Genomic DNA, 20,095 nt, shown 5'->3' with positions numbered 1-20,095 from the left:
TAGAAGGCGGCTTTTTAGCATCAGTTGGCCCGGCGTTAGGCGGCCAAGTCGTCGGTTTCGCCTTCCTTGAACATCTTGGCGAGGTTGAGGAAGCAGATCATACCGTTTTCGGAGGCGATGATGCCCTCGCAGTATGCGCGGTCGAAGGAAGCCGTGACTTCCGGGACCGGCTGCACCTGGCTGGAGGAGATCGTGAGGATGTCCGAGACGCGATCGACCAGCATGCCGATGACCATGTTGTGGACTTCGGCCACGACGATGGCGCTGCGCTCGTTGGCGACCGTGCTTTTCATGCCGAGCTTGAAGGCGAGGTCGATGATCGGGATCACCGAGCCTCGCAGGTTCATGACACCGATGACGTCCGCCGGTGCATGCGGGATTGGCGTCGACGGTGCCCAGCCGCGGATTTCGCGGATCGTCGTCGTCTTAACGCAGAATTCCTGATCGTGCAGTCTGAAGGCAATGATCTCCAGCATATCGCCGCTGAAGTTCGTGGAATTGATCGTAGCCATGAGTATTGTCCCAACCGTCGAAAGCCAGGGCAGAAGCAACCGCGCCACCATTGGCGCGGATGGACTTTGCCTTCAAACCGCGCGTGCTCTTCCCGAGGAGGAGTATCGATACGGTTGCTCCAGACCTTAATGGAAGAGTGTTGCCCAAATCTAAATTGAGGCAGCTGACTTTTGGCTAGGCGCAGAGCCGAATGACCCCACAATCGCCAGCAACTCCGGCGGAAACGCCAGGATGCCGCTTCCGCAGTCCTATCCGTTTGTCGCCTCAGGCAAGGGTCTTTTCGATCTGCTCCACGGCCCAGTCGACCTGGCTCTTGGTGATGACCAGCGGCGGGGCGAGGCGGATCGTGTTCTCGTGCGTGTCCTTGGCAAGCAGGCCGCGATCCTTGAGCGTATAGCAATATTGGCGGGCGCCGCCGGCTTCCGGCACGAGCTCGACTGCCATCATCAGCCCGCGACCGCGCACGTTCTTGACGATGTTGGAACGGATGGAGCGCAGCCCCTCCAGGAAATAGTCGCCCATGACGGCTGCGTTCTCGATCATGCCTTCCTCCGTCAGCACCCTCAATGCCGCGCGCGCCACCGCGCAGGCAAGCGGATTGCCGCCGAACGTCGAGCCGTGCTGGCCGGGCTTCAGGACACCGAGCACCTCGGAATTGGAGAGCACGGCGGAGACCGGATAGAAACCGCCGGATAGCGCCTTGCCGATCAGCGTCACGTCGGCCTCGATCCCCTCGTGCTCTTCTGCAAGTAGTTTGCCGGTGCGGCCGAGGCCGGTCTGGATTTTGTCGAGGATCAGCGTCACCTTGTTGTCGGTGCAGAGTTCGCGCACGCGCTTGAAGTAACCGGTTTGCGGGATGATGACGCCTGCTTCGCCCTGGATCGGCTCGATCAGCGCTGCGACCGTGTTCTCATTGATGGCGGCCGCGAATGCGTCGGCATCGCCGAATGGAACCGTCCGGAAACCAGGCGTATAGGGCCCAAAGCCGGTGCGTGCATCGGGGTCCGTCGAGAAGCTGATGATGCTCAGCGTCCGGCCGTGAAAATTGTCGGCGCAAACGATGATCTCGGCCTTGCCTTCCGGCACGCCTTTCACTTCGTAGCCCCACTTGCGCACGGCCTTGATCGCGGTCTCGACGGCTTCGGCGCCCGAGTTCATCGGCAGGATCTTGTGCGAGCCAGTCAGCGCTGCCAGTTCTTCATAGAGATGGGCGAGCTGGTCGTTGCGGAAGGCGCGCGAGGTGAGCGTCAGCTTGCCCGCCTGCTCAACCATGGCGGCCAGGATCTTCGGATGGCAATGCCCCTGGTTCACAGCCGAATAGGCCGACAGGCAGTCCAGATACCGCTTGCCGTCGGTATCCCAGACATAGACGCCTTCGCCCCGGGTCAATACGACGTCGAGCGGCTTGTAGTTGTGCGCGCCGAGGCGCTGTTCGGTATCGATCAGGTTCTTGGAATTGCTCATGTCGACTCTCCTCAGGCGGCGCGGGTCGGGCGGTCGAAGATGCGACGGCCGAAGAGGCTTGCCGTCAGCTCCACCAGGATCCGGGCGCTCTTGCCGCGGTCGTCGAGGAAGGGGTTGAGTTCTACGAGATCGAGTGAGGAGACGAGACCGCTATCGCAGAGCATTTCCATGATGAGATGCGCTTCACGGAAGGTCGCGCCGCCGGGCACCGTCGTGCCGACGCCGGGCGCGATCTCCGGATCGAGGAAATCGACATCAAGGCTTACGTGCAGCAGGCCGTTTGCATCGGAGACGATGCCAAGGATCTGACGCATCGTTGCCGCGACGCCCTGTTCGTCGAGCCAGCGCATGTCAAAGACATTGATCCCATGCTCCTTGATGTGCTCGCGCTCCGGCGCATCGACCGACCGGATCCCGACCTGGAAGACGTTGCGCGGATCAACCAGGGGACGTTCCTTGGGCAGGATCTCGGCAAGTTCGGCTTGGCCGCAGAAATAGGCGACCGGCATGCCATGGATGTTGCCGGAGGGCGACGTGGCGGGCGTGTTGAAATCCGAATGAGCGTCGAGCCAGAGAACGAAGAGCGGCCGGCCTTGCTGGGCCGCGTAGCGCGCCATGCCGGATACGGTGCCCATCGACAGGCTGTGATCGCCGCCGAGGATCAGCGGAAAGCGGCCGGCGGCGGCCGCTTCGTAGACACCTGCCTCGAGCGCGCGGGTAAATGCGCCTATGATGCGCAGATTGTGCGCCTTCGGATGGTTCGGCAGGTCGCGTGCCGGAACGACATGCACGTCGCCGGCATCGACCACATCATAACCAAGATCGACCAGCGTCTGATCGACGCCTGCAATGCGAAGCGCAGTCGGCCCCATGGCGGCGCCTCTGCGTCCCGAACCCTCTTCCAGCGGTGCTCCGATGAGCGTGACCGATCTTGCCTGTGGCTGCATGCTTTTTCTCCAGCTTGCGTTTCGGAAGACATATTGAAATATCGGCACGGCGACAAATAGATGAAAAAGTGCCAATAATGCGCTATCATCGATCAGTTTGATAAGCGCATTTTGACAAAGTGAAAGCCATGGACGATCTTGATCAGGAACTTCTCAGTGCTTTGCGGCACAATGCGCGCATCCCGGTTTCTTCGCTGGCGGCAATGACCGGTGCATCCCGTGCGACGGTCGCGGCGCGCATCGACCGGCTGGTTGCCAACGGCACCATTGCTGCATTCACCGTCCGCACCGGCCATGAAACCCGCGCCGCCGGCGTGCGCGCGATCGTCATGATCGAGGTGCTGGGCAAGCTTGCGGACAAGGTCGCCGATCAGCTTCGCGGTCTGCCGCAGGTGCGTGCGTTGCACAGCACCAACGGGAAATGGGATTTCATTGCCGAACTTGAGGACCGCGATCTCGTCTCCTTCGACGAAACGCTGCGCCGCATCCGGCTGATCAATGGCATCAATACGACAGAAACCAACATCCTGCTGAAGACCAGGAAGGCCAGCTTCTAGTATTCGTGCTCGTAAACGATGCCGGCTTCCCCGGCGCCGTCGCCGCCCGCGCCGGCGCGCAGCTTCACACCGCGGCCGACATCGAGATTGATAATCGCCTTCGCGCCGCCCTTGCCGGTGGTCTGCTGCAGTTCGAAATAGGTCCGGTCGTTGAGATAGCGGCCGACGCTGACGTTGGTGCGGCCCTTGGCATCGGTACTGATGTCGAAATCGTCTACGCCAAGCTGGTTACGCAGGCCCTGGAACAGTGACCCGGAACGACCGCCGGCCAGCTGACTGATGGCATCGGCGAGCTGAGCGATCTGGACCGGCGACAGCCTCGACATCGACTGTCCGAAGATCAGTTGCGCCAGAACCTCGTCTTGCGGCAGTGCGGGTGACGAAGAGAAAGTGATCGAGGGATCGGTTGCGAGCCCGGTTACATCGACGGTCAGCGTCGTGGAGCCCGAGGTCGAGCTGGCTTCCATCTCAAGGGCAGGCGTGAGATCGCCGGCAAAGGTGATACGGCTTCTGTTGGTGAAATCGAGGCGCCGGTTCAAAATCGTCAGGCGACCGCGCCGCATGGTGAAGCCGCCCGAAACGATCGGCTCTGCCGCCGTTCCCCTGATCGTGACGCTGCCGCCGAGTTCGGCATCGATACCGCGACCACGCACGAAGATCTGTGAGGGAGCATCCAGTTGAAGATCGAGATTGATGGTGTTGGATTTCGCGCGCGCGCCCTGTTGTGTCTCGTCTCGGAGCTGCGAGAGAACCGCCTTCGGGGCGTTGACGTGCCTGATGTCGATTTCTCGCAGCGAGGTTGGCAGTCTCTCGGGGACGGTGATCGATGCTCTCTCCAGCCGCAGCCTGCCATTCAGGGTGGGGTTCGCGAGCAGCGGACCACGCAAACCGAGCGTCCCGTCGACGGTTGCTACTACGAGCGTCCCATCGACATAGACGGCCCTGTCGAGCTTGACGTCGATGTTGGCAGGGAAGTTGGAAGCCGGCTGGATCCCGACGCTACCGGACGCCGAGACGCTGCCGCCGCTGGCGAGTTGACCGGTAAGGCGCGAGATCACGGCCTCGTTGCCGGTGAAGCGGATATCTGCCGTCAGATTGTTGATCGCAAGGTTGCGGCGGACATCGACGACCCTTGCGCCGCTGGTCGTCACCGTACCGTTGACGGACGGTGCCGCGGCGGTTCCGCTGATCTGCAGATTGAGATTGGCCGTGCCGTCGGCGACGAAGCCCTGGGCGGCAAGCTGCGTGCCGAGCACGGAAAATGGCAGATTGCCGGAAAAGCGCATGTCCAGCGCGCGATTGCCTGTGACTGTGACGCTGCCGCCGCCTCTCAGGGAGAGGCCGCTATCGCCGGCCAGATTGGTGTCGATCGTCAAGCGATCGTCTTTCAGTCTTCCGTTTGCGGCGATGGTTAAGGGCGAAAGCCCGGCGCTTCTGGTCTGGCTGGTGGCGGCACCCCTCCAGTCAAGATTGAAGTCGACCGCGGGCAAAGGCAGCTTGCCTGATGCCTTGACCGAGCCCGAAATGTTGCCCTCGGCGGCCAGTCCAGGCACGAACGCGTTGGCAAGGCCGGCAGGCAGGCTGGAGATGTCGGCATCGACCGCGAGCGATTGGGCATTCTGCCCAGCGATGACGAAGTTGCCACCGGCCTTCATCGACACGCCGCTACCGCTCAAATTCGTTGTAAAGTCGAGCCTGCCGTCCGCAAGCTTCCCGCTCGCGTTTGCCGAAAGCGGCCGGATGCCGGATGCCCTCGTCTGCTTCGTTGCGGCGTCTTTCCAGTCGAGCTTAAAATCGATGATCGGATTGGTCGGCGTCCCTGACGTCTTCGCCGTGCCTGATATCGTTCCTTCGGCGCCGAGGTTCGGGACGAAGCCATTGGCGAGGCTTGCAGGCAGATCCGAAATGTCGGCGTCGACCGAGAGACCTTGGACGCTGGCGCCTTGCAGATTGGCCGTTCCCTTTGCCTTCAGCAGCGTATTGCGACTGCTGTTCAGCGTCGCGTCAAACGAGATCTTGTTGTCGGCGAGTTTGCCGGCCGCGTTCAGCCGGAGGTTCGAAAGGCCGGCAGCCTTGGTCTGACGGGTTCCGGCATTGTTCCAGTCGAGCTTGAAGTCGACAGCAGGAACCGGGAGCGAGCCGGACGCGGTCGCCGTCCCCGAGATCGTTCCTTCGGCACCGAGATCCGGCATGAAATTGTTGACCAACGCGGCGGGAAGGTTGCTCAGCGTCGCATCCGCCTGCAGGCCCTTCACGACCGTTCCTTCAACCGTAACCTTTCCCTTCGCCTTCAGGGCGGAGCCGCCATCGCCGTCGAGATTGGTCTCGAAGTCCAGTGTGTTGTTGGCGAATGTGCCCTTTGCACCGAGTGCGAGGGCAGAGAGGCGTGCCGCCTTCGTCTGCGTGGTTGCGAGGTCCGTCCAGGTGAGGTCGAAGCTTACCGTCGGCTGTTGCAGCGTTCCGGAAGCGGAGGCCGTGCCGGCGATCGTGCCGCTGGCGCCGAGGTTTGGAACGAAGGCGTTTGCCAGGCTCGCGGGAACGTTGTGTATCGTCGCATCTGCCGTGAGGTTCTCGATTTTCGTTCCCGCCAGCGAGACGTTGCCGGAGACGTTCAGTGCCACGCCGCCGTTCGCCGCAAGGTCGCTCTGGACGGTCAACTTTTCATCTGCGAAGCTGCCCTTTGCCGTCAAGCTGATCCCGGAAAGGCGGGCCGCCTTGGTGTGGCTGGTTGCTGCATCCTTCCACGTAAGATCGAAGGTTGCGGTGGGCCTCGGCAATTTGCCGGAAGCCGATACGGTTCCCGATATCACGCCCTCGGCGGTGAGATTCGGGACGAAGCTGTTGGCAAGAGCAGCCGGAATGTTGGCGAGCTGCCCATCCAGCTTCAGCGTCTGGGCGTCGGCGCCTGTCACGACGTAGTTGCCAGCGGCTTTTAGCGACATGCCGCCACTAGCGCGCGCGTTGGCATCGAAGCTGAGAATATTGTCTTTGAGGTTGCCGTTCACCGTTACACCAAGCGATGAGAGCTTGGCACTTCTGGTCTGGCTTGTTGCGGCGTTCTTCCAATTCAGTTTGAAGTCGAGCGCAGGCGCCGGCAGCTTTCCGGCGGCTGTGACATTGCCCGAGATCGAACCTTCGGCATCAAGATCCGGAACAAATGCGTTCGCCAATCCGGCCGGGATGTTGACGATATTGGCGTCGACGTTCAGCGACTGGGCAGTCGGGCCGGTCACGACACTGCCACCGGCCTTCAGCGATACGCCGCCCTTGCCGCTGGCGTTGGCTTCAAAGTCGAGCGTGTTGTCGGCGAATTTCCCGTTTGCATCGATCGCCAGTGGCGAAAGGCCGGCGCCCTTTGTCTGACTGGTGGCCGCGTCCTTCCAATCCAGGTCAAAGTTGGCAATCGGCGCTGCCGGTGTGCCGGTCACGGCGACCTTGCCGGAGATCGTGCCGGCGGCATCGAGCTTTGGGACGAAACTATTGGCAAGGCTTGCGGGCAGATTGCGTATGTCGGCCTTGATATCAAGAGTTTCGCCGGCCGAACCGCTGACGTGAACCGAGCCGTCGCCGGCCTTCAGTTCCACGGCGCTCAGCGTCACGGTGCCGCCACTGATCGATACCTCCGACGGCGACGCAAGTTCTACGAGGATGCTGCGCGGCTTCGCCGACAAGCGGTCGAGGCGAAGCAGCGTCGTGCCGGCATTCACCTCGACATTGCCTGACGCGACCAAGGGATTGGCATCATAGGTGGCGCTGAGATCGAAGTTCGTCCGGTTCTGTTGCTGCGTGAAACTCAGCGCCAGGCCTTGCGCCTTGTTTGGCCCGGAAGCAAGCTCGTCCGCCTTGATCGTGCCGGTCGCGGCAAAAGCCTGGAGGTCGGTGACCGCGACGTTGATGTCTGGTCTGACCACGGCAAACGTATCGCGCTTCAGGCCGCTGCCAGATGCGACGACCTTAAGGGCGATCTTGCCGTTGTCGTTGGCAATATCGATCGAACCGTTGAGGTCGCCCTCCGCCTTCTGTCCACCGAGCGCCGCAAGAAGGCCGAGATCGGGGAAATCAAAGGTCACCTCTCCGGTCGGCTGGAAAGCCGCCGACAGTTCGACGTGGCCCGTCAGGCGGTTGTTGCCGACGTCGCCAGCGATCGATGGAAGCTGCACTTTTCCATCCACGACCTGAACAGCAGTGCTGACATTGATTGGATGGTCATCGATCGTGCCCTTGGCCGTGATTTCGGCCCGTGGCGCCTTCGGGTCCGCTGTTGCGGAAAGGTTGACCTCGAGTTGCCTGACCGGCCGGCCGGCCATCACGAGTGACGGGCCCTTGATATCAGCCGCCACCGCAAGAGCCGAGACATTGCCTTTTGCGCTCAGCTGGTAGGTTAGCTCGCCTGTCGCGCTTTCAAGCAGCGCCTGAACATTTGGGACGCGACCGGAGAGATTGGCATCGAGCGTGTCATCATCGAGCAGCACTCCTCCTGTGGCCTCCAGAGCGTTGGATTTGATGGAGAGATTCGACATGTTGAATTTCGAGGGAACCGTTCCCGCAACCTGACTCTCGATCACGATCGGCGAATTGAAACGCGTTGCGACCGCAGGCGGCAGCGCCGCCGGTTGGACGGTCAGCTTGACGTTACCGGTCAACGAACTGGCACTCAATTTATAGGAACCGTTGAGGCTTGCGTTGGCAGCGGCGCTTTCGATTGTGGCGCCATTGAAGCCAAGCGCATCCGGCGAGATCTGCAGCGGCAGCGTGATCGTGACGGGGCCTTGGATTGCCCGGTTGATGTCGGGATTGACGAACGATGTGTCACCTGCGGCGAGCGTAATCTGAACGCTTCCCGAGCGGCCGGAGAGGTTGAAGTTGTCGCTCTTTGCTGTCAGCTTCACGTTGCCCATCGTCGCCTGCGGCAGCACGGCGGAATCGAGCGAGGCGCTGGCGTTGAGGCGAGAGGCCTTGGCATCGCCGGTCAACGAAAGATTGACGCCGGAGATCAGGAAGCGGACTTCACCCTCGGCCAGCGGCCAACGGAAATCAACCGGTCCCGACGTTCCCAAAAGATTGGCGTTCAGGCTGTTCTTGCCCTTCGGATCCAAGGTGCCTGATGCGGCGATAACAACGGCGCCGGTTGCCAGATTGCCGGTCTGGATGTCGATCTTGCCCTTGTTATCGAAGTTCGCGGCGACGTCGATGTTCGTCTGCCCCGCAAAGAGCGGGCGGAAGGCAGCCGGCAACAGTGAGTTAAGGTCGCCGCCGCCCTTGAGGTCAAGGTGGTGAAGGCTCTCAGGTGTCAGGGTGTGGTGCGCCTCGATCGAGGCGCGTTGCTGTCCGTCGAGAGCGGCCTGCAACTGGCCTCGCCAGTCCGAGATCGGTCCGTCACCCGTCAGGCTGATTTCCACAGCCGGGTTGCCGGGCAGCGCCAGGACACCTGCGAGCAGTCCGCCCTTCGGTTCCGTCAGTTTTGCCTTCAGTCGCAACTGATTGCGATCCGGCATGAAAGCGACATCGGCGATCAGCTTTGCATCCGGAGCATCGTGACGGTGGACGTTGATCGATGCGTTCCCACCTTCGTTGTCGGCGCGCACGCTGCCGTCCGCGGCAAGCGAGAAGGCCCGCCCGATCAGAGGCTGGGCAAGGTTGATTTCCGGCAAGGCGATCTTGTCGATGTCGATCTTGAGCGGCAGTGAAAAGCCGCTGTCGGCTTCGCCTGCTGCGGCCGGACGCGACGGGAGCGTGCGCACCGGTTGCCGAAGGACGTGGATTGCCGCAGCTTCGACGCTTCTGGCGTGGAACCTGCCGGTGAAGAGCGCTAGGGGATTCCAACTTATGGCAAGGCCGTCGACCTGTGCGAAGACGCCCTTGGTGTCGGAGAGCACGATCTGGCTGGCGCGTAGTCCGCCAGTCAGCAGCCCCTCGGGGTCCTGAACCTTGATGGTCATATCCCGGTTTGAGAGGCTCGAGGCGACCCTGTCGGTGACGATGCGTGCGCCGAAAGACGTGAAGCCGAAGACACCGATGGCGATGGCAAGCAGGACCAGGAGGGCGCCGATGGAAAAACCGAGCAGCCGCACGATCCAGTTCAAGATTTTCGCCAGTGTCTGCATGGTCGCGGACATTACTCCGTTTCTATGGCGGCTCAAGGCGCACGAGCGCAGTGAGCTGCGAGTATGTTAGAATGACTGTCCGATGCCGGCATAGATGCCGTAATCCGTGCCATCCTCGTACTTGTTCAGCGGTACGGCAAAATCAAGCCGCAGCGGACCAAATGGTGTCGCATAGCGGATGCCGATACCCGCACCGGCCCGAATGTCGGAAAAGTCCGGTGCTATGTCGGCTGAAACCGTCCCGACATCGATGAAGGGCACGATGCCGATCGTATCGGTGACCTTTACCCGGGTCTCGAACGAGGCAGTGACGTAAGAGGCGCCACCGGTCTCTTCATTGTCAGCGTTGCGAGGCGAGATCTCCTGGTAGCCGTAGCCGCGAACCGAGCCACCACCGCCGGCAAAGAAACGGCGTGTGGCGGGAATGTTCTGGAGATCGTCTGCTCCGAGGAGAAAACCTGCGGAAAGCTTGCCGGCAAGAACGATGCGGTCCTCCGCCCCCAGGCCCTGATATCCGGTGATCGAGCCCTCGAAACCGGAGAAGAAGGTCCCGTTATAGGCCTCGTAGCTTGGCGTTGCCTTGAGCGTCGCCCGATAGCCTTCGGTCGGATCGAACTTGTTGTCGCGGGCGTCGCGATCGTACTGAAAGGGCAGCGCGAAGGTCAGGTAGCTGTTGTTGCCGAAGGCATCGTCGTCCCGTTCCCAGCTGACTTCGCCGGCGCCGGTGATCGTATCCAGATCTGACAGCTCGTAGGAAAGGCCGAGGGAGGCAGTGACGAGCTTTGCAGTGTAGGCGTCCGGGTTCTCGGTTTTGGCAAGGATACTGGCCCGTAACGTCGCGGCCGGCAAGAACGCGCCAGGTTTGGTGAAGGTGACGCCGGCTGAATAGTCGAGATCGCCGATATTGGTCGTTTCGCCCAATCGGCCCACGGACCCTTCGACGCGCAGCGCTTCGGCCTCTCCGAAGAGATTGCGATGACCCCAGTAGCCGTTGACGCCGAAGCCGTCGGTTGTCGAATACTGGGCGCCAACGCCGAGGTAGCGCTGCTTGCCCTCCGATACTTCGATCGTCATCGGCAATGTTCCGTCCGGCGCCAGAGCGTCTGCCTCATGAATGGTGACGCTCGAGAAGACGCCCAATGCGCGCAGTCGTTCACCGGCTTTCTTCAATGCCTCCGGCGAATACTGCTCGCCCTTGTTCAACCGGGAATAGCGCTGGATGAAGCCCGGTCGAACGGTTTTCTCACCCGCGACGCCGACGTCGCCGATCGGCGCGACCGGACCACCCTCGGCGGCGAGCACGATGTCGACCGTGTTCGTCCTGTGGTCGGCTATGACTTTGCGGGTCGTCAACGTCGCCAGCGGGCGGCCTTCGCTTTTCAGCTGCTCGACGATCTTGTCGCCAGCCTTGATGATCGTCAGCGAACCGGCCGTCTCACCTGGAGCAAGATCGTAATCTGCCGGATCGCGTCGCGCGGCGTCGCCGCCGAATTGCACCTCATGGACCTTGAAGACGGGGCCTGCCGCCACACTGACCGTCACCGGGATCGGGCGCGAGCGATTGAAGGTCGGATTGGGTGGAAGGGTGTCTATATCTCGGCCATCGACCCTGATCGTCACCACGCCGCCGTAGCGGGCCTTCTCGAAGAGGGCGGCGATCAGTCGGTCGCGATCGTCCCTTGCCTTGACGACGACGCCAAGATCACCGGAAACAGGTCGGTCCTTGTCACCCACCAGGCGGGAACTGTTTTCGAGTGCTTCCTTGAGATCGGGATCGTCCGCGTCGGTCGTCAGAGTCACGTTGTAGCGAACCGGGTCGGGCACCTGATCGCTGGCCGATTCGTCATCCTTGCCCCACAAAGTGATGCCGAAAAGCTTGAAGGCGAAAGCCTCTGAGATGAGAGCCGGCGAAAACGCAAATGCAGCCGCGATCACCAACATGGTGCCTGCGCGCCGATACGCTATACCCGGTTTCGGTGCCTTCCCTCTAATTTGCATCCGCCGCTTTTGGTTACATTGGAATTAAGCTTCGTGCCCCCCGGCCGGCGGCAACCTTAGCGGCAAATTTCTTCGGCGTGTACCGTTTTAAATCGCTTAGCCGCTGAAATGGTGGAAAAAATGAGAAATCCTGGGCTGCGAACCCAGGATTTCGAGATGATTTTGCTCGGGCCTCAATAGCCGCCGCGGCAATCGTCGATGTAACGTCGACCATACTGGTCGCGATAGTAGCACTGTCCTGGCTGCTCAGCGACGCGGCCGATGAGGGCGCCAGAAACACCGCCGATCGCTGCACCGACGGCAGCTCCACGCACATTGCCGGTGACCACCCCGCCGATCACGGCCCCAGATGCTGCGCCGATGCCAGCGCCCTGCTGGGTTGGCGTGCAGCTTGCGATCGACAGGCCGATCAAGGCGAATGCGACAATCTTCTTTATCAAATTCTTCTCCTAGGTTGGTCGCTCTCAAAGAGCGCTGGCCGTCCCTGATTCTTGTTTTTGTCATGCTAGTCGTCAAACTGTGGCGCAAAAAAAGCAGCGCTGGTTTTCGATGCTCGCTTTTCACACAATTGCTGTTGCAACGTTCGCCCAAATTCGGCGCAACCGAACACGCCGAATTTAATGAGCCTCCCTAAAGTAGTGGTTGATCCCAAAGCGAAAACGTCAAATGATACCGCTCGTGCCTGGAGGAGGCGCGAGGAGGAAATCATGGCGAAAGTGAAACTGACGGTGAACGGCCGGGCAGTCAGCGGCGACTGTGAAGAGCGTACGCTTCTTGTCCATTTTATTCGCGAAAAACTCGGTCTGACGGGAACGCACGTCGGCTGTGATACCAATCAATGCGGTGCCTGTGTCGTTCACATGGATGGCAAGTCGGTGAAGAGCTGCTCGATCCTTGCCGTCCAGGCGTCGGGTTCGACGATCACCACCATCGAGGGGCTCGCCACCAACGGTGAACTGCATCCGGTTCAGGCTGCCTTCAAGGAGCATCACGGCCTGCAATGCGGCTTCTGCACGCCGGGCATGGTGATGACGGCCGTCGACATGATTGCGCGCCACAGCGGTCACCTGGACGAGAAGACGGTTCGCCATGAGCTCGACGGCAATATCTGTCGATGCACCGGCTACCACAACATCGTCAAAGCCGTCCTGTCTGCCAACGAGCAGATGCATGGCGCTGCCAAGCAGGCGGCCGAATAGCTCTCAGGAATTGTCTGGCTGACTGCCGAACACGATTGTCTTTGGCGGAATGCCAGGCCCGAAACCCCATTGGGAGGACATTATGGGTGTTGAAGGAATTGGTGCACGCGTTGCGCGAAAGGAAGACAAGCGGTTCCTGACCGGCAAGGGCCGTTACACGGACGACATGGTCGTGCCGGGCATGAAATTCGCCTATTTCATCCGCAGTCCATATGCACACGCCAAAATCGGGGGGATTGATGCAGCCTCGGCAAAGGCGATGCCGGGCGTCATCGACGTGCTCGACGGCAAAGAGTTGCTCGCCGACGGAATCGGCAACCTCATCTGCGGCTGGATGATCCATTCGAAGGATGGTTCGCCGATGAAGATGGGCGCCTGGCGCCCGCTTGCGACAGAGACCGTCCGCTACGTCGGCGATGCCGTCGCAGTGGTGGTCGCGGATTCGCTTGCCGAGGCGCGGGACGCGGCAGAAGCCGTCGTGATTGACTACGAGGAATTGCCGGTTGTCGTCGAAGCGGTCGACGCGCTGAAATCAGGCGCACCCCAGATTCACCCGGAAGCTCAGAATAATCTGATTTTCGACTGGGAACTTGGCGACGCAGCCGCAACCGACAAGGCGGTTTCCGAAGCGGCACACGTCACCGAGATCGAGATTCACAACAACCGCCTGTCGCCCAATCCGATGGAACCGCGCGCTGCGCTCGGTATCTACGACGCCGCTGAAGATCATTACACCTGCTATACGACGAGCCAGAACCCGCACGTCGCCCGTCTCGTGATGAGCGCCTTCTACAACGTCGCGCCCGAGAACAAGCTGCGGGTGATCGCACCGGACGTCGGCGGCGGCTTTGGATCGAAGATCTACATCTATCCCGAAGAGATCGTTTGTCTCTGGGCTTCCAAGAAGACGGGTGTGCCGGTGAAATGGAATTCCGATCGCACGGAAGCCTTCCTGACGGACGCACATGGCCGCGACCACGTCTCGAAGGTGACAATGGCCTTTGACAGCGAAAACCGCATCATCGGGCTGAAGGTCGACACCATCTGCAATCTCGGCGCCTATATGTCGCTCTTCTCGTCGGCGGTTCCGACCTATCTCTACGCGACGTTGCTGTCGGGCCAGTACGATATCCCGGCCATCCACGCCAATGTGCGCACGGTCTACACCAACACCGCGCCGGTTGATGCCTATCGCGGCGCCGGTCGCCCGGAGGCCACCTACCTGCTCGAGCGGACGATGGAAACGGCAGCGCGCGAACTCGGCATTTCGCCGGCCGAGCTGCGGCGGAAGAACTTCATACGCTCCTTCCCGCATCAGACACCCGTGATCATGAATTACGACGCGGGTGACTACGAAGCATCGCTCAATGCCGCCATGCAGGCGGCCGACTGGAACGGTTTCCAGGCGCGCAAGGCCGAAGCGGCGAACCGCGGCATGAAGCGCGGTTTCGGCATGAGCTGCTACATCGAAGCATGCGGCATCGCCCCCTCGCAGGCGGTCGGCTCGCTTGGCGCAGGCGTCGGCCTGTGGGAATCTGCGGAGGTGCGGGTCAATGCGGTCGGCACGATAGAAGTGCTCACCGGGTCGCACAGCCACGGGCAGGGCCACGAGACGACCTTCGCCCAGCTCGTTTCGGACCGTCTCGGCGTTCCGCTCGAGAGCGTGTCGATCGTGCATGGAGATACCGACAAGGTGCAGATGGGCATGGGCACCTATGGCTCACGCTCAGGCGCCGTCGGTATGTCTGCGGTGGTCAAGGCGCTGGACAAGGTCGAAGCCAAGGCCAAAAAGATTGCCGCCCATCTGATGGAAGCCGACGAGGGCGATATCGTCATCGAGAACGGCGAGCTGAAGGTTGCCGGTACCGATAAGAGCCTTCCCTGGTTCCAGGTGACGCTCGCCGCCTACACCGCGCACAATCTGCCGGGCGGCATGGAACCCGGGTTGAAGGAGACCGCCTTCTACGACCCGTCGAATTTCACGTTCCCGGCGGGCTGTTACATCTGCGAAGTCGAGGTCGATCCCGAAACGGGCAAGACCGAGATCATCCAGTTCGTTGCGGCAGATGATTTCGGCAACATCATCAACCCGATGATCGTCGAAGGCCAGGTGCATGGCGGTATCGCACAAGGTATCGGTCAGGCTCTGCTCGAGGCCGTCCATTATGACGAAAACGGCCAGCTTCTGACGGCGAGCTTCATGGACTATGCCATGCCGCGCGCCGACGATCTGCCCTCGTTCAAGGTCTCGCATCAGGTGACGCCATCCCCGAGCAATCCGCTCGGCATCAAGGGATGCGGCGAGGCCGGCGCGATCGGGTCTCCGCCGGCACTCATCAATGCCATCACCGATGCCATCGGCAACAACATGCTGACGATGCCCGCCACCCCGCAGAAGGTGTGGATGGCAGCGCGCGCGGCTCATTGAGGAGGAACGACGATGTATCAGACCAACTATCACCGCGCATCCTCGGTCGATGAAGCCGTCAGGATGATTTCGGGAACATCGGAAGGCAAATACGTTGCCGGCGGCATGACACTGATCCCAACGATGAAGCAACGCCTCGCGGCGCCGAGCGACCTTGTCGATCTCAGGCATATTCCCGCGATGCAGGGCATCAGGATCGATGGTCGCAAGGTGACCATCGGGGCGGCCACGCCGCATGCCGAAGTCGCTGCGTCGGCGGCTCTGCGCGCGGTCTGTCCCGCGATCTGCGACCTCGCCGGCATGATCGGCGATCCGCATGTCCGCCACATGGGCACAATCGGCGGTTCGATCGCCAACAATGACCCTGCGGCGGACTACCCGTCGGCGATGCTGGCGCTGAATGCGCGCATCCTCACCAACAAGCGCGAGATCGCCGCTGACGACTTCTTCACCGGTCTTTTCGAGACGGCATTGGAGGATGGCGAACTGCTGACTGCGATCAGTTTCGATGCGCCCGACAAAGCCGGCTACTCGAAGTTTCCAAATCCGGCATCGCGTTATGCGATGACGGGGGTCTTCGTTGCCAAAGGTGCCGGCGGCGTGCGGGTTGCCGTCACCGGGGCTGGATCCAACGGCGTCTTTCGCGAGACGGCCATGGAAACCGCGCTCAGCGCGAACTGGTCCTCCGGCTCTGTCGCTGGCATCGATGTCAACCCTGCTCGGCTGATGTCGGACTTGCATGCCAGTGCGGAATACCGCGCCAACCTGATCAAAGTGATGGCCAAGCGTGCCGTTGCCGTGGCAGGCTGACGAAACCCACCCGATCGCGAGGCAGCTCTGCCTCGCGATTTTCGCTGCGTCTGGCCAAAACAGACAATTTCTAATTAAAATAATTCAAGACTATGGGCCTTTTGCCGCAGTTGATGGTAAAGCGAGGGCAAAGGGTTGACGTGCGCGCGTCTGTTGGCAACAAACGCCCGCACGAAACTGGAGCAGATGATGGATTTCGAAGCGTTCTTTAAAAACGAGTTGGACGGGCTTCGCAGCGAAGGCCGTTATCGCGTTTTTGCCGATCTTGAGCGTCACCGCGGCAGCTTTCCGCGCGCCACGCGCCATACGGTAGACGGTCCGAAAGAAGTGACGGTCTGGTGCTCCAACGACTATCTCGGCATGGGCCAGAACCCGAAGGTGATCGAGGCGATGAAGAATGCCATCGATCACTGTGGCGCGGGTGCGGGAGGCACCCGGAATATCTCTGGCACCACCCACTACCACGTTCTGCTCGAGCGCGAGCTTGCCGATCTTCACGGCAAGGAAGCCTCGCTGATCTTCACGTCTGGCTATGTGTCCAACTGGGCGGCACTCGGCACGCTCGGCGCCAAGATCCCCGGCCTGATCATCTTCTCCGACGCGCTGAACCATGCCTCGATGATCGAAGGCATCCGCTATGCCAAGTGCGAGAAGGTGATCTGGAAGCACAACGACATCCACGATCTGGAAGCCAAGCTGGCGGCCGCCGACCCGAAGGCGCCGAAGCTGATCGCGTTTGAATCCGTCTATTCGATGGATGGCGACATCGCCCCGATCAAGGAAATCTGCGACCTGGCCGACAAGTACGGCGCCATGACCTATCTCGACGAAGTGCATGCCGTTGGCATGTACGGACCGCGCGGCGGCGGCATTGCCGAGCGCGAAAGCCTGATGGATCGTCTGACGGTGATCGAAGGCACGCTCGGCAAGGCCTTCGGCGTCATGGGCGGCTACATCGCTGCCTCGACGGCGCTTTGCGATTTCATTCGTTCCTTCGCATCGGGCTTCATCTTCACGACGGCGCTGCCGCCGGCACTGGCGGCCGGTGCGGTCGCCTCGATCCAGCATCTGAAGGTCAGTCCCTTCGAGCGTGGGCGTCACCAGGATCGTGTCCGCAAGCTGCGGGCGCTGCTCGATCAGCGCGGCATCCCGCACATGCCAAACCCAAGCCATATCGTTCCGGTCATGGTTGGCGATGCGGCAAAGTGCAAGTGGATCTCCGACCTGCTGCTCGACAATTGCGGTGTCTATGTGCAGCCGATCAACTACCCGACGGTGCCGAAGAAGACCGAGCGCCTGCGCATCACCCCGACGCCGCTCCACAGCGATGCCGACATCGAGCATCTCGTGGATGCGCTGCATGCGCTCTGGTCGCGCTGCGCGCTCGCCCGGCACGTTGCTTAACGCCGCTCTTGGTTTGCGAAAAGATTGGCCGCCGTCAGGCGGCCTTTTCGCTAAGAGCGATCAGTTCCGCAGCGAGCCTTCGGGCTTCGGCATCGGCAGCAAACACGTCGTCCATCGTCCGCGCTTCGCCCGTTTTGATCATCTTGTCCATGACCGCTTCGGCAATATCGGCCATCATCAGGAAACCGATCCGTTCCTCGACGAAGGCGTGAAAGGCAATTTCCTCAGCCGCGTTCATGACGGCACCCTGCAGGCCGCCGCGTTCCAGCGCGGTACGCGCCAATCTTAGCGCCGGGAAGCGCTCTTCATCAGGGGCCTCGAAGTCCAGGCGCGAGAGCTTGGCAAAATCCAGCCGCTCGACGTTCAGCGTCGGCCGGCGCGGGTAGTCGAGTGCATAGCCGATCGCCGTCCTCATGTCGGGGCTGCCGAGCTGAGCTATGATCGATCCATCCGTGTAGCCGACCATGGAGTGGACGATCGACTGCGGGTGAACGATCACTTCGATCTGGTCCGGGCGAACACCGAAGAGATGCTTTGCCTCGATCATCTCCAGCGCTTTGTTGAACATCGAGGCACTTCCGACCGAGATCTTCAGTCCCATCGACCAGTTGGGGTGCGCGCGCGCTGTAGCTGCCGTCACATTCGCCATGTCGGCGCGCGACCAGGTGCGGAACGGACCGCCGGACGCCGTTAGGATGATCCGTTCGACCGCATGCCGCTGGTCCTCGTCAAGAGACTGAAAGATTGCGCTGTGTTCGCTGTCGACGGGGATCAGTCGTCCGCCGCCCTTCGCCACGGCATCGACGAAAAGATCGCCAGCCGAAACCAGACATTCCTTGTTGGCGAGCGCGATCGTGGCGCCCTTGCGGGCGGCAGCCAGTGTCGGCGCCAGTCCGGCCGTGCCGACGATGGCGGCCATCACCCAATCCGCATCGAGGTCGGCAGCTTCCGCCAGGCCGGACACGCCGGCGGCCACCGCGATGCCGCTGCCTGAGAGTTCGTCCTTCAGCGAGTGATATTTGTCCTCGCTAGCCGTGACCGCAAGCTTGGCGCCCGCCGACTTGGCCTGCTGCGCCAGAAGCTGGACGTTTTCGTTGCCGGTTACGACCGAGATCTCATAGCCGTCCCGTCCGCCCAGTTGCTCGATAACGTCGAGCGTATTTTGTCCGATCGAGCCGGTTGAGCCAAAAATACTGAGGCGCCTGGGCGCACGTTCGCGTGCCATCATCGGTGATTTCGCCAAAACTCTTGCATTGGCTCTGGCTGTACAGGGGATTGAAATGAGCGGCAAGTGTGCCGCGCAGCAGAAATCCGGCAGCTGGCTAGGCGTTCGCTGCTTTCGCAGATCAGGTTCGATGACCCTGCGCGAAACCAACTGGCGATCGCCGCGTTTTGTTGAAGTCGAAACAGGAGGAAGTGCAATGGTTTTCAAGCAACCAACCTTCTTTGGCGAACCCTTTGATCCGGAAACAGGCGACGAGGATGCTTCGCTCGAGGAGGCCGTGGCGAATGCTCTGGCGGTGGCAGGCGGCATCGATGCGGCGGATGTGAAGGTGATGGTTGAGGACCATGCCGTTGTGCTGACAGGCGTTGTGGCAACCGCGCCTGAAATCGAACGCGCAACAGCGGTTGCGCAGGCTATCGCCGGGGGGAAGCCTGTGCGCAATGATATTCGGGTGGCGTAGTTATCCGATCAGCCGGCGAAGCGTTCCATCAGGAAGGTCGAACCTGCGACCCTGTCTGTCTTTGGCGTGGTGATCGGTCCCGTCGACTTATAGGCGGTTGCGAGCAGCAGGCCGCTGACAATGAGATATGCGAATGCAAGCACCGTCAGTTTTATGCGCATGGCAAGCACTCCTCTTTTTCCGTCAAACAAACGCCGTGTCGGTTGGAAAAGTTCCGTCTTCCGACCGCCGCCAGAAAATGTGATCGGCAAAGGCTCGCACTGGCTTATGCCGGCAGTCTTGTCGTAAGGAAGAGTTGGCCATTTTCGGCGGCCCAGTACGTTCGGTAAGGGAGGTGCGCATGCGCAAAGCGATCATCGTCTGGGGCGGTTGGAGCGGCCACGAGCCTGAAGCGTGCGCGCACCGCGTCGGGGAACTGTTGCAGGAGGATGGCTTTGCCGTCGAGGTGACCGGCGACCTTGGCATCTTCGGCTCAGCAGCGATCGCGACCGCCGATCTGCTGGTACCTGTTATCACTGGCCAGAAGATCGAGAAGGCGCATGCCAATGCGTTGGTGGAGGCCGTGCGCGGCGGTCTCGGCCTCGGCGGGCATCACGGCGCGCTTGCGACCTCGTTCAAAGAGAGTGCTCCGTTCCGCTATGTTTCCGGCGTGACCTGGGTCGCCCATCCCGGCAACATCATCGATTTTCGCGTCAACGTCACGCGCCAGCATGACCCTGTGATGGAGGGTATTCCCGATTTCGACTATCGGTCAGAACAATACTACCTGCACTACGATCCGTCGGTCGAAATCCTGGCGACGACGAGCTTTTCCGGTGAGAATGATGCGGCTGCGCGCAACGTCACGATGCCGGTCGCCTTCAAGCGCCAGTTCGGCTCGGGACGTGTGTTCTACTCGGCGCTCGGCCATGTAGAGAGCGAATTCGATCACCCCTACATGCGCCTCATTCTTCGTCGCGGCCTTTCCTGGGCAGCGCGCTCTTAGC

The 20,095-nt window shown here is 61.2% G+C and carries 15 protein-coding genes; 7 read left to right on the top strand and 8 right to left on the bottom strand.

Annotated features, from left to right (window positions below):
* Positions 1-35: 35 nt before the first annotated feature.
* From WGT02_RS20540 to rocF, 3 genes are all read right to left on the bottom strand, one after another.
* Positions 36-512: a chemotaxis protein CheW gene (locus tag WGT02_RS20540; RefSeq protein ID WP_024316137.1), complete on the bottom strand. Its 477-nt coding sequence runs from the start codon at positions 510-512 to the stop codon at positions 36-38.
* Between the two features lie 265 nt (positions 513-777).
* Positions 778-1,977, bottom strand: coding sequence for an ornithine--oxo-acid transaminase (rocD, locus tag WGT02_RS20535; RefSeq protein ID WP_208249541.1), 1,200 nt, complete (start codon positions 1,975-1,977; stop codon positions 778-780).
* An 11-nt stretch (positions 1,978-1,988) separates the two neighbouring features.
* Positions 1,989-2,924: an arginase gene (rocF, locus tag WGT02_RS20530; protein ID WP_208249543.1), complete on the bottom strand. Its 936-nt coding sequence runs from the start codon at positions 2,922-2,924 to the stop codon at positions 1,989-1,991.
* A 128-nt stretch (positions 2,925-3,052) separates the two neighbouring features.
* On the opposite strand from rocF, the gene WGT02_RS20525 reads away from it, so the two are divergent.
* Positions 3,053-3,481 (top strand): Lrp/AsnC family transcriptional regulator, encoded by a 429-nt coding sequence (locus WGT02_RS20525; protein WP_024316140.1) that lies wholly within the window; start codon positions 3,053-3,055, stop codon positions 3,479-3,481.
* Here WGT02_RS20525 and WGT02_RS20520 read toward each other — a convergent pair.
* The 3 genes from WGT02_RS20520 to WGT02_RS20510 form a co-directional block, all read right to left on the bottom strand.
* A complete protein-coding gene (locus WGT02_RS20520) occupies positions 3,478-9,585 on the bottom strand; it encodes a translocation/assembly module TamB domain-containing protein (protein ID WP_208250546.1) in 6,108 nt (2,035 codons plus the stop codon). The genes WGT02_RS20525 and WGT02_RS20520 overlap by 4 nt on opposite strands.
* Positions 9,586-9,651: 66 nt before the next feature.
* Entirely contained in the window at positions 9,652-11,583 is a 1,932-nt protein-coding gene (locus tag WGT02_RS20515; RefSeq protein WP_024316142.1) for an autotransporter assembly complex family protein, read from the bottom strand.
* A 173-nt stretch (positions 11,584-11,756) separates the two neighbouring features.
* Positions 11,757-12,020, bottom strand: coding sequence for a YMGG-like glycine zipper-containing protein (locus WGT02_RS20510; protein WP_024316143.1), 264 nt, complete (start codon positions 12,018-12,020; stop codon positions 11,757-11,759).
* Positions 12,021-12,290: 270 nt separating this feature from the next.
* On the opposite strand from WGT02_RS20510, the gene WGT02_RS20505 reads away from it, so the two are divergent.
* The 4 genes from WGT02_RS20505 to hemA all read left to right on the top strand — a co-directional run bounded on the left by WGT02_RS20505 (position 12,291) and on the right by hemA (position 17,424).
* Complete coding sequence (locus tag WGT02_RS20505; RefSeq protein ID WP_024316144.1) at positions 12,291-12,782, top strand: (2Fe-2S)-binding protein; 492 nt, start codon at positions 12,291-12,293, stop codon at positions 12,780-12,782.
* A gap of 82 nt (positions 12,783-12,864) precedes the next feature.
* Positions 12,865-15,210, top strand: a complete 2,346-nt coding sequence (locus WGT02_RS20500) for a xanthine dehydrogenase family protein molybdopterin-binding subunit (RefSeq protein WP_208249545.1) — start codon at positions 12,865-12,867, stop codon at positions 15,208-15,210.
* A 12-nt stretch (positions 15,211-15,222) separates the two neighbouring features.
* Entirely contained in the window at positions 15,223-16,020 is a 798-nt protein-coding gene (locus tag WGT02_RS20495) for a xanthine dehydrogenase family protein subunit M (protein WP_024316146.1), read from the top strand.
* 189 nt (positions 16,021-16,209) lie between these two features.
* Positions 16,210-17,424: a 5-aminolevulinate synthase gene (gene hemA / locus WGT02_RS20490; RefSeq protein ID WP_208249547.1), complete on the top strand. Its 1,215-nt coding sequence runs from the start codon at positions 16,210-16,212 to the stop codon at positions 17,422-17,424.
* Positions 17,425-17,458: 34 nt separating this feature from the next.
* On the opposite strand, the gene dxr is transcribed toward hemA, so the two are convergent.
* Positions 17,459-18,652, bottom strand: a complete 1,194-nt coding sequence (gene dxr, locus WGT02_RS20485; protein WP_024316148.1) for a 1-deoxy-D-xylulose-5-phosphate reductoisomerase — start codon at positions 18,650-18,652, stop codon at positions 17,459-17,461.
* 193 nt (positions 18,653-18,845) lie between these two features.
* Here dxr and WGT02_RS20480 point away from each other — a divergent pair, with 193 nt between their 5' ends.
* Complete coding sequence (locus WGT02_RS20480; RefSeq protein WP_208250548.1) at positions 18,846-19,109, top strand: BON domain-containing protein; 264 nt, start codon at positions 18,846-18,848, stop codon at positions 19,107-19,109.
* Positions 19,110-19,117: 8 nt separating this feature from the next.
* Here the strand turns inward: WGT02_RS20480 and WGT02_RS20475 are convergent, their stop codons facing one another.
* Positions 19,118-19,270: a hypothetical protein gene (locus tag WGT02_RS20475; RefSeq protein ID WP_167546212.1), complete on the bottom strand. Its 153-nt coding sequence runs from the start codon at positions 19,268-19,270 to the stop codon at positions 19,118-19,120.
* 179 nt (positions 19,271-19,449) lie between these two features.
* On the opposite strand from WGT02_RS20475, the gene WGT02_RS20470 reads away from it, so the two are divergent.
* Positions 19,450-20,094 (top strand): ThuA domain-containing protein, encoded by a 645-nt coding sequence (locus WGT02_RS20470; RefSeq protein WP_208249548.1) that lies wholly within the window; start codon positions 19,450-19,452, stop codon positions 20,092-20,094.
* Position 20,095: the final 1 nt, after the last annotated feature.

The sequence above is a fragment of the Rhizobium sp. T1470 genome (assembly GCF_042140505.1).
Taxonomy (GTDB): Bacteria; Pseudomonadota; Alphaproteobacteria; order Rhizobiales; family Rhizobiaceae; genus Rhizobium; species Rhizobium favelukesii.
This window is presented reverse-complemented; position numbering and strand designations above follow the sequence as displayed.

What these genes read in the sequence shown, in the direction of transcription:
- WGT02_RS20540 (WP_024316137.1), bottom strand. Translation starts at nt 512, where the DNA reads ATGGCTACGATCAATTCCACGAACTTCAGCGGCGATATGCTGGAGATC.
- rocD (WP_208249541.1), bottom strand. Translation starts at nt 1,977, where the DNA reads ATGAGCAATTCCAAGAACCTGATCGATACCGAACAGCGCCTCGGCGCG.
- rocF (WP_208249543.1), bottom strand. Translation starts at nt 2,924, where the DNA reads ATGCAGCCACAGGCAAGATCGGTCACGCTCATCGGAGCACCGCTGGAA.
- WGT02_RS20525 (WP_024316140.1), top strand. Translation starts at nt 3,053, where the DNA reads ATGGACGATCTTGATCAGGAACTTCTCAGTGCTTTGCGGCACAATGCG.
- WGT02_RS20520 (WP_208250546.1), bottom strand. Translation starts at nt 9,585, where the DNA reads ATGCAGACACTGGCGAAAATCTTGAACTGGATCGTGCGGCTGCTCGGT.
- WGT02_RS20515 (WP_024316142.1), bottom strand. Translation starts at nt 11,583, where the DNA reads ATGCAAATTAGAGGGAAGGCACCGAAACCGGGTATAGCGTATCGGCGC.
- WGT02_RS20505 (WP_024316144.1), top strand. Translation starts at nt 12,291, where the DNA reads ATGGCGAAAGTGAAACTGACGGTGAACGGCCGGGCAGTCAGCGGCGAC.
- WGT02_RS20500 (WP_208249545.1), top strand. Translation starts at nt 12,865, where the DNA reads ATGGGTGTTGAAGGAATTGGTGCACGCGTTGCGCGAAAGGAAGACAAG.
- WGT02_RS20495 (WP_024316146.1), top strand. Translation starts at nt 15,223, where the DNA reads ATGTATCAGACCAACTATCACCGCGCATCCTCGGTCGATGAAGCCGTC.
- hemA (WP_208249547.1), top strand. Translation starts at nt 16,210, where the DNA reads ATGGATTTCGAAGCGTTCTTTAAAAACGAGTTGGACGGGCTTCGCAGC.
- dxr (WP_024316148.1), bottom strand. Translation starts at nt 18,652, where the DNA reads ATGATGGCACGCGAACGTGCGCCCAGGCGCCTCAGTATTTTTGGCTCA.
- WGT02_RS20480 (WP_208250548.1), top strand. Translation starts at nt 18,846, where the DNA reads ATGGTTTTCAAGCAACCAACCTTCTTTGGCGAACCCTTTGATCCGGAA.
- WGT02_RS20475 (WP_167546212.1), bottom strand. Translation starts at nt 19,270, where the DNA reads ATGCGCATAAAACTGACGGTGCTTGCATTCGCATATCTCATTGTCAGC.
- WGT02_RS20470 (WP_208249548.1), top strand. Translation starts at nt 19,450, where the DNA reads ATGCGCAAAGCGATCATCGTCTGGGGCGGTTGGAGCGGCCACGAGCCT.